The organism is Actinoallomurus sp. NPDC050550 (genome assembly GCF_040655075.1).
GTDB lineage: Bacteria > Actinomycetota > Actinomycetes > Streptosporangiales > Streptosporangiaceae > Actinoallomurus.
Window position 1 is genome coordinate 72973 of the sequence record NZ_JBFAJC010000045.1, and the last position, 15309, is coordinate 88281.

A 15309-nucleotide genomic window follows, 5' to 3' on the forward strand; every position below is an offset into this window, starting at 1 on the left:
CACGTGCTGGGCAGGCAGGCCTCAGGCGCTCGCCGCCAATCAATACCAGTCGACCGGGAACCCCACTCCGTACGAGTCGGCTACCGTCCCCAGGGGATGGACGCCTGCGATCGCACTGGCCCGCCTGTACCGCTCCGCGGTGGTCGAGCATGCTCGTCTGCTCATCGGCCGGCCGGTGAGCAGTTCACCACCGCCGGTAAAGTTCCTGACCTGGCTCGACGAACGCGGCCGCTGCACCCGGTCCGACCTCGACGCCTGGAACGCCACGCACGGCGAGCACCATTGACCAGATATCGCTGCCGACCCGGGTCGCCGCCTGCCTGATGCTCCTCTACGCCCAGCCGGTCAGCCGCCTCCTTCGCCTGACCGTCGACCAGCCACGTCTCTGTCATTGACGCTACGTCGCCCACAGCCCCGCGACCTCGCCGGCATCCTGGCCGGCGTCAGCGTCGGTGTGCAGGTCCGCAATGCGCGATACGGGCAGGCCGAGCGCGTCGGCGAGTCCGGCGAGTTGGTCGCGTTCGGCGGCGCTCACCGGCACCGCTCGCGAGGCCAAGACACCGATTGTCTGCTCGACGGCGTGTTCCCATTTCCCGGCCGCCGCATCGTCGGTGACGTGCCGCAGTGTGCGCTCGGGCAGGCGGTCGGCGTACCGGTCCGGCAGCGCCCGCATCACCTCGGCCAGCTCGCGGCTCTCGGCCCGCGTCATCGCGACGGTCTCGAGACGACGAGGGCGGCTCACCCTGCCTGCGGCCAGCCGCAGGAGTCCCAGCACCTCGCGCAAGACCATGACCTTCCCCTTTACTGTCATGGGCGTCCGCGATCCTCCGCACGATCGCTTGCGGTACACGCGTAAGGACGTGGCCGGTGGCCGTGCGACTCGTAGCTGGCGGCCACGCTCTTACGCTGGCCACGCCCCGATTTCCACCCTATCCACCAGCGGAAATACCTCTCCAGAAGACAGGCGGCCACGCCGAGACCGGCGGCGGAAGGCGGGGAGCTGCGTGCGTACACGGGGCGAGCGGCCACAGCCGAACCCAGAACATGCTGATGATCAGCGACCAGACTCACGCGGCCCCCAGCACACCGGCGGCCCCGCCGCGCAGCCGACCGATGGCAGTGCGGCCCCCGGACCGGCGCCGAGGGTGTGAGGACTCATGACGCGCATCAATGGCGACGAGGGCCGGGACGGGCGCTAGGAAGATCCGGCCCGGGCCAGTTCCCAAACCGCCGCGAACGGCCCAGGGCTCGGCTCTGCCCACGATGCGCCGGCGTAACGACGAGTGATCAACGCAAGCCGCCGGTACGGCGGCCATCCCAGCGCACTCAGCGCGCCGACGTCGGCAAGCCGCCCGGCCGCCGGCGTCGGGATGAGCGGATGGGCGACCCGGACGCCGCAGTAGCGGACTGCGGGCACACCGCCGCGGCGATCCGCATGGCCGCTGCCTGCCGGTTCGCGCTCACACCGCGATATGGTCGGTACGACCGAGGAGTTCACGCGGGCCGACGGCCGAGTCGGCGCGTCCCCGGCCGCTTACTAGTTCGGCCCTCATGGCCGGGACGGGCCGGCGAACATGACGCCCCAACCACCCGACGGCCGCGCGGACGCGGGCAGGACGTCCGGCATCTGGTCACTCGACGCACGAGCCCCCAAAGCACCGAGACCGCAGAGCGTTCCCAGCGGACACCCTCCAGGCGGCGGCCGGACCGAGCGGGCCGATCACCCCGAGACAGTGAATTTCCGCCCGAGACGGACCACTCAGCGGCCACACGTCCAGCCTCTACCGCCCGGCGCGCTCGACGCCTGCCTGTGCGGCGACCCTGCGGAACTGGTCGTGGACACCAATTGGTTCAGCGGACGTCATTCTCGTGATCCAGTGTGCCGCCGCCATGTCACCGAGGTGGTGGCCGCCATCGCCGAGCGACAGGCTCGGCGCGACGGACGATGAGATTTTGATGCGGCCGAGCCGCGTATTCATTTTAATGTGATAACTTGACGATAGTTGCAGTTCTGGTTCCCATAGACTTTATGTGCGCCTGCCGGTTCGACCACAGGCGCATTCTTGTTTATACCGGATTCCTCCGGTCGGGGGCATTTCAGCGACTGGAGCCCGCATGGCGTGGGTTCTGACAGCACCCCAAAGGAACAATCGTGGCCAAAGGCACCGTTAAATGGTTCAACGCGGATAAGGGATTCGGCTTCATTCAGCCGGACGACGGCGGCACCGACGTCTTCGCACATTACTCGAACATCGCCGCTCAGGGCTTCCGTGAGCTGAAGGAGGGTCAGAAGGTCCAGTTCGACATCACGCAGGGCCAGCGAGGCCCGCAGGCCGAGAACATCATTCCCGCCTGACATCACTGCAGTGTGTCGCGGGGCTCGCGCCGGAGGGCGCGGGCCCCCATGCGGTCCCGCCCACCAGGGACCCACGGTCGCGCCAGGTCGTAGACTGCCGTTAGAGGCGACTGCGGGGATCGAGATGCCTGATTCCAAGCCCATGGCCGAGCTTCATCTGCGGGTGGTGGGACAGACCGCGGACTGGAAGCTGCTACTCCTCGACGAGCCCCCCACGGAAGATCAACTGGCGGGCTGGATGCAGAATGGAGTGGTGGCGCGGCTGGTGGTCGCCGAGCAGGGAAGCAACCAGCCTCATACGCTGCTCGTCAACTTCTCCCTCGTCGTCTCGGCCCGCGTTGTCGCCACGGTCCGCGGAAGAGGCATCACTTTCTGACTCGACGTAATGGTCGCCCAAAACGGATCGGGAGCAGGTGAGGCAGGACCCACGACGTCTCGCCGGCCGGCACACGACGAGATTGCCATTGACGACCACGAGACGATCGGGTGCGGAATCGCCGTCCGCCGCGATTTCGTAGGCGGACACCGCTGCAGACCTGGCCGCTGGACGGGCGTGACGACCGACCCGATCGCACGGCGAAGGGGTATGGTTGGAGACAACCGAGGAGCCTCTGTGCCGGCAGTCGAGCCGACGCCTTCCCGGCGTACTACCAGGTCGGCCCTCAGTCACGGGCCAAGACAGGTCGGCGATCATGCTGCCGAACAGGCGCACGCTCCCCCTTGCCGGAGTCCGGCCGCGCCGCGTGCGGTCAGACGGACTCGGCCCTCAGCGACCTTCCTCGTTGCCGTGATCTAACCGTCCCCGGCGCGATCGGCGCGCTGCCCAAGCGGCACGCGTTTCACACTGAGGCGGATCCCGCCTCTCATCCACGCTCACCGCGGCCGAATCCGGCCGTGTCATCTCGATCGGAGATTCACCAATGCATCACACCATCACTCGCGCCAGGCTGCTCAGCCGCCGGGCATCCGGCCGGACCATCATCGCGATACACGGCGAACTCGACATCGCGACCACCGCCGCCCTCCGCGACCGGATCCTCACCACCTTGGCGAACACCACCACGCCGGTCATCATCGACCTGTCCGCCGTCTCCTTCTGCGACGCCTCCGGCCTGGCCCTACTCGTCGGCACCCAACGCCGCGCTGCCCTGCACGGCGTCACCCTCACACTCGCCGCACCCCGCCCCAACGTGACCAAGCTGCTGCGCATCACCGGCCTCGACCGCGCCTTCACCATCCACCCCACCCTCTCCGCCGCACAACTCGGCCGCCCGCGTACCCATCACCGCACGGCGGCGTGACCGCCGAACCCGCCCATCCCCGCCTTGGCTCGAGCCGGCGCCTTCCCGGCGGGTGGAAACGACCGAACCGACCGCCATGGCCACGGCAGCGGGCATGGTGGTCTCCGGGGATGAAGATCACCGATGCCGCTCCGCAGGCGCCGTTCCTTCGACGGCCCCTTGGACGGTGACCCCTGGTCGCCCGAGGATTCCACCATCTCGCCCTCCGCGAAGGAAGCGCTGGTCGTCAACCTCCTCACCGAGGACAATCTGCCCGGCTACCATCGCCAGATCGCCACTCTGGACCGACTGGATACGGCGGCGACCCGATTCGCCGAACGCCGAGCCCATTTTCCGACCGCCCTCGGCATTACGGGAGTGGGCCGGGCGCAGTCGCGTTACTCCTGGGATCGCATCGCGCGCGAGACGCTGAACATCTACCAGGCGATCCGCGACTCCAGGAACGAGATCTTCGCCCCGGGGACCCGGTTGTCCACGTTCGGAAAGTGCCCGAGGGCGATGGCCGGATTCTCGGGCCCTGATGGGAGCCACGCATAACTGCGCGTGCCGCGCGCCGGCACCTCCGCTTTCGGCTCCGTCCGCGTGGCCGAGGACGAAGCCGTTCTCATGCCTGCGAACATCGTGCCCACCGCGTACGAGTTCTGCTGGTGTCGGTAGGGCGAGGGGGTGCGTTCGGACTGCCGGAATCCGAAAATGGTGATGCGAAGATCTTTAATGGCCTCGTCCAGCCCGCCGATGGCGTGGCAGATCCTTTCGGTCGCGTAGGCGTCGTCGATACGCGTCAAGGCGATGTGCAGGTGCAGGCTCACGGCGAACATCTGGCGGACGATGGTGTCGTTCAGGTCGTGGGCGATGCGGTCATGTTCGTCGGTCAGGCTCTGCCGTACCCTGGCCGAGTCGCCTGCACGGCTCTCCGCGCGCTCTGGCCCGCTCATCGTGGCGATGATCTCCGGCGTGAGCGATGGCGGAGTCGGCCTGATGACCGTCGGAGGCGGCCTGCCGGGCGGGCCGTTCGGGGCGGCTGGTGGTAGATCGCTCATGACCGCGGCTCCATCGTCTACCCGCCGAAGGTGGCCCTGCCCGTGTGGCGGGTCGAACCCGCGTGCAGAGGTCGATGCTGGACGCGTCGTCCAGAGCGGCGGCTGGCCATGGTTGCGGCTGCACCAGCCGTACGGTGCCCGTGTGAGATGGTGGGACATCCACCTCCTGACACTACGCGACTGCCGAGCTCAGAAGAGCATCAGACAGGGTTGTAGCGCCGTGGTAAGGCTTGCGCGCTCAAACGGCAGGAGCGTCGGCCGTACGCGATAGACAGGGCGTGACCGGGCGCCACTTCAGGTCTTGGGACCGGGATCGTCTCCCGGCGTGGGTATGGCGAAGCGCGCGGCCCGGCGGTGGACCCGGTGGCCGGGGACGCGTGGCCGGGTCTCCGGGACGGCGGGTGCGGTGCGATAGAACCAGCGTTTGCCGATCTCGATGAGCAGGAGGTAGCCGGCGACCATCCCGGCGAGGGTGAGGAAGAACAAGCCGGGGAGTGGCCGGAATCCCAGGGCGTGTGCGAGTGGGGTGGCCGGCAGGAGGGCACCGGCGGTTGCCGCGCCGAGCGCGGCCAGCAGCAGCGGCACGCTGGGGTGGCTGCGGATGAACGGGATCCGCCGGGTGCGGATGGCGAAGATCACCAGTGTCTGGGTGGCGAGGGACTCGACGAACCAGCCGGAGCGGAACAGCGGAGCGCCGGCGTGGAAGATCCACAGCATCACGCCGAAGGTCGCGAAGTCGAACAGGGAGCTGATCGGCCCGAAGGTCAGCATGAACCGGCGGATGAAGCCGACGTCCCAGCGGGTCGGCCGGGCCACCTGCTCGGGATCGACGGTGTCGGTCGGGATGGCGAGCTGGCTGGAGTCGTACAGCAGGTTGTTCAGCAGAATCTGGGAGGGCAGCATCGGCAGGAAGCCGAGGAACAGGGATGCGCCGGCGGCGCTGAACATGTTCCCGAAGTTGCTCGAGGTGCCCATCAGCACGTACTTCATGGTGTTGGCGAAGATTCGGCGGCCTTCGGCGACCCCGTCGGCGAGCACGTCCAGGTCTTTTTCCAGCAAGAGCACGTCGGCCGCGTCCTTGGCGACATCGGTGGCCGACTCCACTGAGATCCCCACGTCGGCGGCGTGCAGCGCCAGCGCGTCGTTGACGCCGTCCCCGAGGAACGCGACGTCCACGCCGGTACGGCGCTGGGCGCGGACGATGCGGGCCTTGTGCTCGGGGCTGACCCGGGCGAACACCGTGGTCTCGGTGATCAGCTTCTCGAGGCGGTCGTCGTCGCCGGCGTCGATGTCGGCTCCGGTGACCACGCGCCCGGCCGGGAGGCCGAGATCGGCGCAGACCTTCGCCGCGACGACCGGGTTGTCGCCGGTCACGACCTTGACGGTGACGCCCAGCCCGGCCAGCCGCGCCAGGGCGTGCCGGGCGGTGGTCTTCGGCGGGTCGGAGAAGACGAGCAGCCCGCGCAGTGTCAGGTCCCGTTCATCAGCGGCCGTCAGGGTGGATTGATCCGCAGGGGTGGAACGGGTGGCGATGGCGACCACGCGGTTGCCGGCGGCGAATTCGGCGTCCAGCGCGGTCCGGATGGCGGCAGGAACGTCGGCGCAGCGCTCGAGCATCCTTTCCGGCGCCCCCTTGGTGATGATCAGATGCCCATCGTCAGGTGTCCGCAGGAGGACCGATACGGCCTGCCGTTCGTGGTCGAACGGCAGCGTGGCCAGGCGCCGGTAACCCGCCAGCGCCTGCTGTTGCAGCGCGGCGGCGGGTGAGTCCCACAGCGCGACGTCGAGGGCGTTCCCGCCCGCGGCCAGCCCGCCCTCGACGACGGCTTCATTGCACAGCAGGCCGAGCAGCAGCGGAGCCTCGGCGGCGCGCCCATCAGAGCCGAGCGACCGCATGAAAGAGATCCGGCCTTCGGTGAGAGTGCCGGTCTTGTCGGTGAACAGCACCTCGACGTCGCCCAGATCCTCGATGCAGACCAGCCGTTTGACGAGCACCTTGCGACGGGCGAGCCGGCGGGTCCCGGCGGCCAGGCTGGTCGACACCACAGCCGGCAGCAGTTGGGGTGAGATACCGACGGCGATCGCGAGGGAGAACAGCAGCGCGTCCAGGACGGGGCGCCGCAGGATCAGGTTGACGGCGAAGATGCCACCGGTGAGGGCGCCGGCGACCCACACCAGCAGCATCGAGAACCTGCCCAGCCCGAGCTGGAACTCGGTCTGCGGATGGTGTTCTCCGAGCCCGAGCGCGATACGGCCGAACTCGGCGCGGCGGCCGGTCGCGACGACGACGCCGGTGCCGGACCCGGCGCGTACCACGGTGCCCATCAGTGCACAGCAGGCCAGCTCGGCCAGGGGCGACCCGGCCAGAACGGGGTCGGTGGACTTCGCCGCCGGTTGGGACTCACCGGTGAGGACCGATTCGTCGCACTCCAGGCCCACGGTGGCAACGAGCCGTACGTCGGCGGGGACCACCTCACCGAGCTGCAGCATGATGACGTCGCCGGGCACCAGCCGTGTCACGTCGATCGAACACGGGTGCCCGTCGCGCAGGACGACGCACTGGTGGGATATCTGCGCGTGCAGCGCCTCCGCGGCCTTCTCGGCGCGGTACTCGTTGCCGAATCCCAGCCCCACCGAGGCCGCCAGGATGGCCCCGATGATCAATGCATCGGCGCGTTCACCGACGAAGAACGACGCGACCGCGGTGACCGCCAGCAGTATCAGCAGCGGCGAGCGGAGCTGGCGGACCAGGACCGGCAGCGCGCGGGCCCGATGCGAGCGCACGGCGTTCGGGCCGGCCGACCGCAGCCGGTCGGCCGCCTCCTCCGCACCCAGGCCGTCACGCCTGCCGCCCACCCGGTCGAGGACTTCCTCGGCGGTGAGCGACCCGGCAGCGGCCACCTCCAGCGAAGCCACGCCGGACCGATCTCCTGGGCGAGACGTGGACGCCACGGTCACAGACATCTGGCTTCCTCTCGGTTCCCATCCTCTCCGCTCGAGCCTCACCCCCCGACCCGCCCATGCACAGAGCCGAAGGTCCCCCGCGGCACCGCCGACCCGCATGGGGCCTCACCGGAGGGTGATGCGGTCCCCGTCGTAGAGCGACAGCGCATCGGTCACGCGATGCTCCGTTCGGCTCGGCCTGCCCAGTTGAGGTGATGAGCCTTGCTCTGAGGAAGGGTGAATCGCGATGACCAGGGCTACGGGTCCATCATGGCGAGGTGGTCTGCGGTGCCGCCGCGCCATTCGAGGAGGAAGAGGGTCGCGTCGTCACTGGTGATCCCGCCTCTTTCCCGCATGAGGGCGTGAGAGAGCCTGCGTGCCATCTCCTGGATGCCTTCGCTCGGGCGCCCGGCACGCTCGATGAAATCGATGAGGCGTTCCTCGCCGAACTGCTCTCCGCCGCTCTCGTGTTCTTCGACCAGGCCGTCGGTGAAGAACAGCACCCGGTCACCGCGCCAGAGTTCCTCCTCTCCGATCTGCGGTTCGTCGCCTCCGAAACCGACCGGCAGTGTTCCCGGGCTCTCCAGCGCCTGGACGACCCGGTGGTCGCGGATCAGCAGCGGCGCGGGGTGACCGGCGTTGACCCACCGCAGGACTCCCGATCGGATGTCGAGCCGCGCCATCTGGGCCGTGACGAATTGGTCGGGCCCGAACTGCTCGTCGACGGCCGCGTCCATGAACGCGTACAGTTCCGCGAGCCCGATGTCGGCGCGTCTGGCGTGTCGGTAGGCGCCGATGGCGACGGTGGCCAGCACGGCGGCGTTCAGGCCGTGGCCCATCGCGTCGATGACGGCCAGGTGAAGGGTGTCGTCGTTGAGGGCGTAGTCGAAACTGTCGCCGGCGACGTCGTAGGCGGGTTCGAGGATGCCGGCCACCGCGACCTGCGGAGTGATCATGGTCAGCGGAGGCAGCAGTGACCACTGGATCTCCGCGGCCACGCTCATCCGCTCGCGGCGCCGGGCCCGGAAGAACTGATCGGTGTAGCTGCTCTTGGTGACCAGCATGTCGGCCACCAGGCCGGAGAGCCGCCGCAGCAACCGCCGGTCATCGTCATCGACGGCGTCGAGGGTGACGGCCATGACCCCCACCTGGTCGCTGCCGTCCAGGAGCGGCAGGAACAGCCGCACACCGTCGGCCTGTGGCTCTTCGACGGGGATCGCACGCAGGAAGGATCTGCCGGCCGAGGAATCGTCGATCGACTCTGATCCTCCGACCACGAGTCCCCTTCCCGGGAGGGGCGCGAGCACCAGTTGGCCATAATCCTGCAGGAGGATGGACACATCCCGGCCACCGACCCTCGCGACCTCCTCCGCGACCAAGGGGGCGATCAGCTGCGGTGGCATCTCGTGCGCCCGGTCCAGCAGCATCCCCAGCAACCGCTCACCGAACCCCTCCGACCGATCTACCATGACCTTACGGGCCCGCCGTTCGCTCTCCGTCATGGCCATCTCACCCCCCGTGCTGATCCTCATGCCCTGACGAATGTCCCGGCTCCCAGACGTGGATCGTCAGCGGGTCATTGGGCACTCCTTCAATCCAGCATCACCCCGATCCGGGTAGGTCACCAGTCCATGAGCCGGTCAAGCAGGCCGATGAGCAGGAAGTACCCGGCGGCGCACGGGATGGCGCCGATCCGGCACAATCATGAGAGCGGGCCCGCCGTGAGGTGGCCGTTCTGGTGCTCGGGGACGCCGATGATCACCGCCAGGTCCCTGCCATCGATCGTTTCGCGTTCGAGGAGCAGGTCGATCACCCGGTGAAGCGTGGCAAGGTGCTTGCCGATCAGGTCGGTCGCCCTGACCTCGGCTTCTCGTAGCAGCCGGGCTACTTCCTGGTCGATGGAACGCTGCGTCCCTTCGGCGTAGGGGCGGCCGGCGAAGGGGTTGTCGCGAGTCGGTCCTTCCGGTCCGTAGCCGATGGGCCCGACCGCGGTCGAAAATCCCCACTCCCTCACCATGCGTGTCGCGAGATCGGTGGCGGCCAGGAGGTCGTTGGACGAACCGGTCGATGGCTCTGTGAGCACGGCGATCTCCGCAGCGCGACCACCGAGCCGTACGGCGAGAGAGTCGGTGAGGTGGCTTAGGGGGTACAGGCGCCGTTCGGAATCGGGGAGTTGTTCGGTCACGCCCAGGGCGGCGCCGCGAGGGAAGATCGTGACCTTCGCGACGGGGTCGGCATGTGGGGAGAGGGCGGCGACGAGCGCGTGCCCGGCTTCGTGGACGGCCACGGCGTGCTTCTCCTCAGGCAGCAGTGCGTTGGAGGCGTCTCGCCGACCGATGAGGAGGCGGTCCCGGGCCGCGTCGAAGTCGGCGGCGCTGAGAACGTCGCGCCCGGCTCGTACGGCGTTGATCGCCGCTTCGTTCACGAGGTTGGCGAGATCAGCGCCGGACAGCCCGGGCGTTCCTCGTGACACCGCGTCGAGATCGACGTCGGGAGCAAGCGTTTTGCCCTGTCCGTGAATGGCGAGGATCGCCGTTCGTTCCCTGTGGTTGGGGAGAGGGATCTCCACCGTCCGGTCGAAGCGCCCAGGCCGCAGCAGCGCCGCGTCGAGGATCTCCGCTCGGTTGGTCGCCGCCATGACGACAATGCCGGTGCCAGGTTCGAAGCCGTCCATATCCGACAGCAGCTGGTTGAGCGTCTGCTCGCGTTCGTCGTTGGAGCCGAATCCGCCGGGACCTCGTCGGCCTCCGATGGCGTCGATCTCGTCGATGAAGATGATCGAGGGGGCACGCCTGCGTGCTTCGGCGAAGAGGTCCCGGACCCGCGAGGCGCCGACACCGACGAACATCTCGACGAAGCTGGAGCCGCTGAGGGCGAAGAACGGGACACCGGCCTCGCCGGCGACGGCTCTGGCCAGCAGGGTCTTGCCGGTCCCGGGCGGTCCGATCATGAGCACGCCCTTCGGGCCGACCGCGCCGGCGCGCGCGTACCGCTTCGGATCCTGCAGGAAGTCCACGACCTCCATGACCTCGGCCTTGGAGCCCTCGTAACCCGCGATGTCGGCGAAGTGCGTGGTAGGCCTCTCCTCGTCGTAAACCTTGGCCTTCGACTTGCCGATGGCCATGATCCCGCCGAGCCTGCCGGTGAGTTGCCTGCTGCCGCGGCGGCCGATCCAGACGAAGACGCCGACGATGAAAAGAACCGGCAACAGCGACATGAGCACGCTCAGCACCGATGTCTTACTCGGGTTGCTGCCCCTCACCTCAACCTGGTGCCTGACGAGGAGCGCGGAGAGCGCGTTGTCGTTCAGCGCGGTGGGGATCTGGGACGTGTAGGCGGCACCGCTCCGGAGCTTGCCGCTCACCGAGCCCGTCGAGGTGATCGTCGCCGTCGAGACCTTGTCCGTCGTCACTTCACCGACGAAGCCGGTGTAGCTGAAGTCCCGAGCCGACGGGCCCTTGGCGAACGGGTGGAAGAGCAGAACGGTCGCGAACATGACCGCGAGCCCGATCGGCAAGACCCATGCCCGCCAGCCGGGAGGCGCGGGTGGAGCGGGCGCCGGGACGCGATCCTTCGGCGGACCCGGCCGCGCCGATGCCATGCGATGTGCGGCGCTCACGAGCAGTACCTGCTTCATGGTCGGCCGACTGCCGCGAACGCTGGTCCTGTTCGCCCGAAGGGCGGACTCCGGTGGAAGACTGAGATGATCACTCCATCGATGGTGAGCCTGCAGTACCGTTCCCGATCGGTCGCCGACGTCATCAACGGAGGTACGGCTTGGGGGGTACCGGGACGCAGACGCAGTCTCGGTTCAAGGCACCCGAAGAGGTCGCCCTGCAATAGCGGGAAGCGACGGAATCGTGTTCGTCGACGGGGTGCCCGCACACGCACAGCGTGACCGGCGGCGACTCGCAACGCGATTCCGATGTCATGGCGTCACCCGCCCGAACAGTCCGTTCCACGAACCATCAGGCCACCGCTGCCAAAGACCGGCGGTCGGGGGCGGCTGGGACGAACGCACACGAATGTACATGTCAACAGCCAATCGCGATATCGCGCGTGCGGAAACCATGAGCTTGACCAAGGCTCATCACACCGACTGATGACCGGGCTTCCCACGCCTCTCACGCCGGCTTGCATGAGCGCCAGGTTCTGCTCGCCTTCGCCGCCGGCGGAAGGTCGTCGGTCAGCACACCCTCGACGAACGGCTGCATGCCCATGTCGCCGAGGCGGCGCCGACCGAGAGTGTCACGACGCCGATCCGCGACACCGGATCCGACTCCGTCCGGCGGCCCGGGCGGCTCATGCGGGATGGGCTTCGGCTGCCCACTCCCCCGGCCCGTCGGGAGGATTCGTCCTATGCGCGGAGTCCATAGAGCGTGAGGGCGTGGATGCTCGCCTGGAACGTGACGTCCCCGTTGCTGGTAGGGGGAAGCCGGGTGAACCAGATGAGCACGTAGCGGCCTGGGGCCGGACCGCCTATCGTCAAGTCGGTCGCACCGGCCGCGTGGGGTGCCCGCGCCACGGTCCGGAAAGCGTGCTCGAACGTCGTGCTGGCCGCGATCCGCACCTGGAGGTCGGCGTCCGCGGCCGTGCCGAGGGTGATCCGGACGTTCGTGATCTGCCCCGGTCGGCCCATGTCCAGCAGGAGGCCCGTGCCCGTCCGGAGGTTTCCGAAGTGGGCCGTTGTGTACCCGTGCGTGCGCCAGACGTGCGAGGGGCTGCCGTCAGGTGTGACAGCCGTCGTGAAGCCGTCGTCGCCACTTGGATCGAAGGACCGCGCGGCCAGTGGCGCGAGTCGCCCGACGGCCGGCAGGGTGGGCGACCGGGCCGGGGGCTTGGCTCGGGCGGACGCTCGCCGCGACGAGGGATGAGAGGCCGGGGACGGGACGCCGCCCGCGTTCAGCGCGAGGGTACGTCCGGATATGGAGTCGCCGAATGCGACCGCTGCGGCGAGGACGAGCGCACCACCGGAAAGGATCACCGTCCCCGACCGGGGACGGCGCGGCCACCGGGGCGCATTCGGCCTGGCCCGACCGGTGTGCGAACGAGCGGAGAGAGGGGCCCGGACGATCTCCTCGAGGAGAGCGGCGGCGAGTTGTGCCGGATGGGTGATCGGCGGGTTGCCGCGCCGTGATTGGGGCAGCAGGGCTCGGCAGATTATCGCGTCGATGCGCCCCGGTATCCCGACCTGTACCTGCCGCGGAGGATAGACATCTCTCCTACGCGTCGGCGCGGAGGCCAGCGTGGTCTCCTCCTCCCCGGGCCATCTACTGGTGAGCGCGGCATACAGAAGAGCCGCCAGCGCCCGTGTGTCGGCCAGCGCTCCGTCATCGCGGCGCGTACTCGCCAGTGCCGCGTCTACGGCCAGCCCGGTGATCTTCACGCCGCCTTCGGGGTTCCACCGCACCGCCCGTGGTGACAGGCGCAGGTGCGCCACGCCGGCGGCGTGCGCCGCCGAGAGCGCCCCCGCCACCTCAGCCACGATCCACACCGCGTCCGCGACCTCCAGCGGCCCGTCGGCCACCAGGTCCTCCAAGGACTCGCCGGAGGGCCATTCGGTGACTACATAGGCGCCCTCTGCGTCGTCCGCGGCGTCGAAGACGTGGGCGAACCGTACATCGCCGACCCGGCTGGCCGCTCCGGCGGCCGCTACGACCTCACCCGCGTCGGCCGCCCCAGGCGCGAATGTGAGCATCGCCACTGGACGCCTCAGCACCTCGTCGAAGGCCTTCCAGACCTTGCAACCTGCGGGCTCACCAACCTGGTCCACCAGCCGGTACCGGCCTATGACCCGGCTGCCCCGCGCACGCATCCGCCCGTCGGGACGCCCGCCCGCTCTGTCGCTCCCAGGGCTGTCGCCCGGCTCACCCCCGGCGAGCCTTGGCATTTCCATCGGTGTCTCCGTTTCGAGGTCGCTGTCGGGCAGACCTCAGCAATGGGTCGTCGCACCGGGTGATGGCGAGAGGCAGGTTTCCGGGCCACCGGGCACGGACGTGGCCTTGGGTGAAGGCGGTCGTGCCGCTTGTGACGCCGTGATCACGGTTGGCCTGGTCAGGGGACGTGATGCCGGTCGTGCCCGGCGAGGCCGGCCTCCCGGACGGTGCCCGGACCGACACGTACGCAAAGCCGGCGGCGTGGGGCCACCCCATCGACTCCGGCACGCGGGGTGCTCGATGTCGATGCCGCGGCGTACGGTCCGCCGGTGGCGGCCTGGACGCCGGTTGCCCGTAGGGCCCGGCCGGAATGCGTCACCGGCCGCGCCGGGTTCACGTCGCCGTGTCCCGGGGCGGATCACGGGTTCTGGGTCGCGCGGTCATAGACGGTGGTGATCTGCCGCGCGATGCGGGTCCAGGCGTAGCGGGAGCGGGCTCGGTCGGCGCCGGCGATGCCAAGCGCGAGGCGGCGGATCGGATCGGCGAGCGGCAGGTCGGCGGAGCGCATCAGTTCGGGGACGCGGTCGCGCTGGATGGGGCCGAGGAAGAAGACGCGATCGGCGACCGCCTCCTGTTTGGCGAGCAGATGCAGGCGGTGCGCCTGGGGATCGGTGTCGGGAGTGCCGGGCCCACCGGCGATGATCAACTCGGCACCGGGGATCCGCGTGAGCGCCTGGATGGCGGTCACTGCTCCGTGCTGTTCGGCGCGCCGGGAGAGCAGGAGCAACCGGGGACGTTCACCACGCGGGTAGCTGCCGCCGTGCGGGCTGAAGGCGTGGGTGTCGACACCGCCCGGCGTCACGTCGATCCGGTGGCGGGGGACGCCCAGCCGGATCAGCTCGTCTTTCTGGCCGGTCCAGGTGGTGATGGTGGCTGGGACGGTGCGCCCGATGACGCGCTCCAGACGGGTGCGCTGCAATACGGCTGCGGCCTGCTCTCCGTCGCGCCGCTGTAGCAGGCCCGGGCCGTGAGGGGTGTTCACGAGGGGGATACGAAGACCCTGCATGCCGTATCTGCGGCGCACGACAGGACCTCCTTGCGAGCGTTGAGGCGACGGAGTGGCCTGCGTGTGGCCATTCGCGGCTCCGGGCCGAGGAATCGGAACCGGCCGGCCGATCGCCCTTGAGTCAATCCGGTCCGCCGCCGAACGGAAACAAGCAACTCCAGCAAGGCCCATCACCAGGAGAGATCACCTGTACGGTGGGCTCGATCGATCCGGCTCGCAGCCCACTGACCACTGAGAACGCGAGGCCGAAGCGGGCGAGAAGGTCAAGGACGCGTTCACGCGCTGATCGTTACCGCCCCTGGAACTCCAGGCGGCGGGCCGGCCTTACTCAACGCGGACAATGTCACCAAGTTGTGGCGACCGAGCGGAGTGCACGGCGCCGCTGCTGTGCGCGGGCATCACGACGTACTCCCCGTTGCGCCGGTGGGGCGCCGGCCCCCGCCGAAGGTCGCCATCGTCGGCCTCGGCGGGCTCAACCACGTCGCGGTCAAGATCACGGAGATACGAACCCGGCACGACGGCCAGCCGCGACGGGGAGCGCGACAAGGCGTGAACGCCCGAGCCGCAAACCCGGCCGTTCACGGCCGAGAAGCTGACCTGATGGCATCGCACGGGAGGATCTATGGCCGCAGCCGGTGAGCGTCACCGTGTCTCGGCGCCGGCCTCGGTCGCCCGGGCCTGGCGTTCGGCGCGGCGTTCGGTGAATCGCGTCGCCGCCGCCTCGAGC

Annotated in this window: 13 protein-coding genes and 1 pseudogene; 5 read left to right on the top strand and 9 right to left on the bottom strand. The window is 69.0% G+C overall.

What is annotated here, in order from left to right; genetic code table 11:
- Window positions 1-139: 139 nt before the first annotated feature.
- Entirely contained in the window at window positions 140-286 is a 147-nt protein-coding gene (locus AB0I04_RS41170) for a hypothetical protein (RefSeq protein WP_360897688.1), read from the top strand.
- 111 nt (window positions 287-397) lie between these two features.
- Here the strand turns inward: AB0I04_RS41170 and AB0I04_RS41175 are convergent, their stop codons facing one another.
- Window positions 398-790: a hypothetical protein gene (locus AB0I04_RS41175; RefSeq protein WP_360897690.1), complete on the bottom strand. Its 393-nt coding sequence runs from the start codon at window positions 788-790 to the stop codon at window positions 398-400.
- A gap of 991 nt (window positions 791-1781) precedes the next feature.
- Window positions 1782-1979, bottom strand: a complete 198-nt coding sequence (locus AB0I04_RS41180; protein ID WP_360897692.1) for a hypothetical protein — start codon at window positions 1977-1979, stop codon at window positions 1782-1784.
- A gap of 173 nt (window positions 1980-2152) precedes the next feature.
- Between AB0I04_RS41180 and AB0I04_RS41185 the strand changes: the two genes are divergently transcribed.
- From AB0I04_RS41185 to AB0I04_RS41195, 3 genes are all read left to right on the top strand, one after another.
- Window positions 2153-2356, top strand: coding sequence for a cold-shock protein (locus AB0I04_RS41185; RefSeq protein ID WP_360897694.1), 204 nt, complete (start codon window positions 2153-2155; stop codon window positions 2354-2356).
- A gap of 124 nt (window positions 2357-2480) precedes the next feature.
- Window positions 2481-2732: a hypothetical protein gene (locus tag AB0I04_RS41190; RefSeq protein WP_360897696.1), complete on the top strand. Its 252-nt coding sequence runs from the start codon at window positions 2481-2483 to the stop codon at window positions 2730-2732.
- Window positions 2733-3276: 544 nt separating this feature from the next.
- Window positions 3277-3657, top strand: a complete 381-nt coding sequence (locus AB0I04_RS41195; protein WP_360897698.1) for an STAS domain-containing protein — start codon at window positions 3277-3279, stop codon at window positions 3655-3657.
- A 416-nt stretch (window positions 3658-4073) separates the two neighbouring features.
- Here AB0I04_RS41195 and AB0I04_RS41200 read toward each other — a convergent pair whose 3' ends face one another.
- From AB0I04_RS41200 to AB0I04_RS41230, 7 genes are all read right to left on the bottom strand, one after another.
- Window positions 4074-4697 (bottom strand): histidine kinase, encoded by a 624-nt coding sequence (locus tag AB0I04_RS41200; protein WP_360897700.1) that lies wholly within the window; start codon window positions 4695-4697, stop codon window positions 4074-4076.
- Window positions 4698-4991: 294 nt separating this feature from the next.
- Window positions 4992-7613 carry a magnesium-translocating P-type ATPase gene (gene mgtA, locus AB0I04_RS41205; RefSeq protein WP_360897702.1) on the bottom strand — a complete coding sequence of 874 codons (2622 nt, stop codon included), beginning with the start codon at window positions 7611-7613 and terminating at the stop codon, window positions 4992-4994.
- A gap of 284 nt (window positions 7614-7897) precedes the next feature.
- Complete coding sequence (locus AB0I04_RS41210) at window positions 7898-9142, bottom strand: PP2C family protein-serine/threonine phosphatase (RefSeq protein ID WP_360897704.1); 1245 nt, start codon at window positions 9140-9142, stop codon at window positions 7898-7900.
- A 200-nt stretch (window positions 9143-9342) separates the two neighbouring features.
- The gene (gene ftsH / locus AB0I04_RS41215) at window positions 9343-11136 is read right to left on the bottom strand and encodes an ATP-dependent zinc metalloprotease FtsH (RefSeq protein ID WP_360897706.1); all 1794 of its coding nucleotides are present in this window, start codon (window positions 11134-11136) and stop codon (window positions 9343-9345) included.
- Window positions 11137-11401: 265 nt separating this feature from the next.
- Complete coding sequence (locus AB0I04_RS41220) at window positions 11402-11572, bottom strand: RGCVC family protein (protein ID WP_360897708.1); 171 nt, start codon at window positions 11570-11572, stop codon at window positions 11402-11404.
- Window positions 11573-11997: 425 nt separating this feature from the next.
- Window positions 11998-13536: a serine/threonine protein kinase gene (locus AB0I04_RS41225; RefSeq protein WP_360897710.1), complete on the bottom strand. Its 1539-nt coding sequence runs from the start codon at window positions 13534-13536 to the stop codon at window positions 11998-12000.
- 398 nt (window positions 13537-13934) lie between these two features.
- A complete protein-coding gene (locus AB0I04_RS41230) occupies window positions 13935-14600 on the bottom strand; it encodes a glycosyltransferase (protein ID WP_360897712.1) in 666 nt (221 codons plus the stop codon).
- 358 nt (window positions 14601-14958) lie between these two features.
- On the opposite strand from AB0I04_RS41230, the pseudogene AB0I04_RS41235 reads away from it, so the two are divergent.
- Window positions 14959-15077: pseudogene (locus tag AB0I04_RS41235) on the top strand (alcohol dehydrogenase); the annotation flags it as partial.
- Window positions 15078-15309 lie beyond the last annotated feature (232 nt).

What these genes read in the sequence shown, in the direction of transcription:
- AB0I04_RS41225 (WP_360897710.1), bottom strand. Translation starts at nt 13,536, where the DNA reads ATGGAAATGCCAAGGCTCGCCGGGGGTGAGCCGGGCGACAGCCCTGGG.
- ftsH (WP_360897706.1), bottom strand. Translation starts at nt 11,136, where the DNA reads ATGTTCGCGACCGTTCTGCTCTTCCACCCGTTCGCCAAGGGCCCGTCG.
- AB0I04_RS41175 (WP_360897690.1), bottom strand. Translation starts at nt 790, where the DNA reads ATGGTCTTGCGCGAGGTGCTGGGACTCCTGCGGCTGGCCGCAGGCAGG.
- AB0I04_RS41190 (WP_360897696.1), top strand. Translation starts at nt 2,481, where the DNA reads ATGCCTGATTCCAAGCCCATGGCCGAGCTTCATCTGCGGGTGGTGGGA.
- AB0I04_RS41220 (WP_360897708.1), bottom strand. Translation starts at nt 11,572, where the DNA reads ATGACATCGGAATCGCGTTGCGAGTCGCCGCCGGTCACGCTGTGCGTG.
- AB0I04_RS41210 (WP_360897704.1), bottom strand. Translation starts at nt 9,142, where the DNA reads ATGACGGAGAGCGAACGGCGGGCCCGTAAGGTCATGGTAGATCGGTCG.
- AB0I04_RS41195 (WP_360897698.1), top strand. Translation starts at nt 3,277, where the DNA reads ATGCATCACACCATCACTCGCGCCAGGCTGCTCAGCCGCCGGGCATCC.
- AB0I04_RS41200 (WP_360897700.1), bottom strand. Translation starts at nt 4,697, where the DNA reads ATGAGCGATCTACCACCAGCCGCCCCGAACGGCCCGCCCGGCAGGCCG.
- AB0I04_RS41180 (WP_360897692.1), bottom strand. Translation starts at nt 1,979, where the DNA reads ATGAATACGCGGCTCGGCCGCATCAAAATCTCATCGTCCGTCGCGCCG.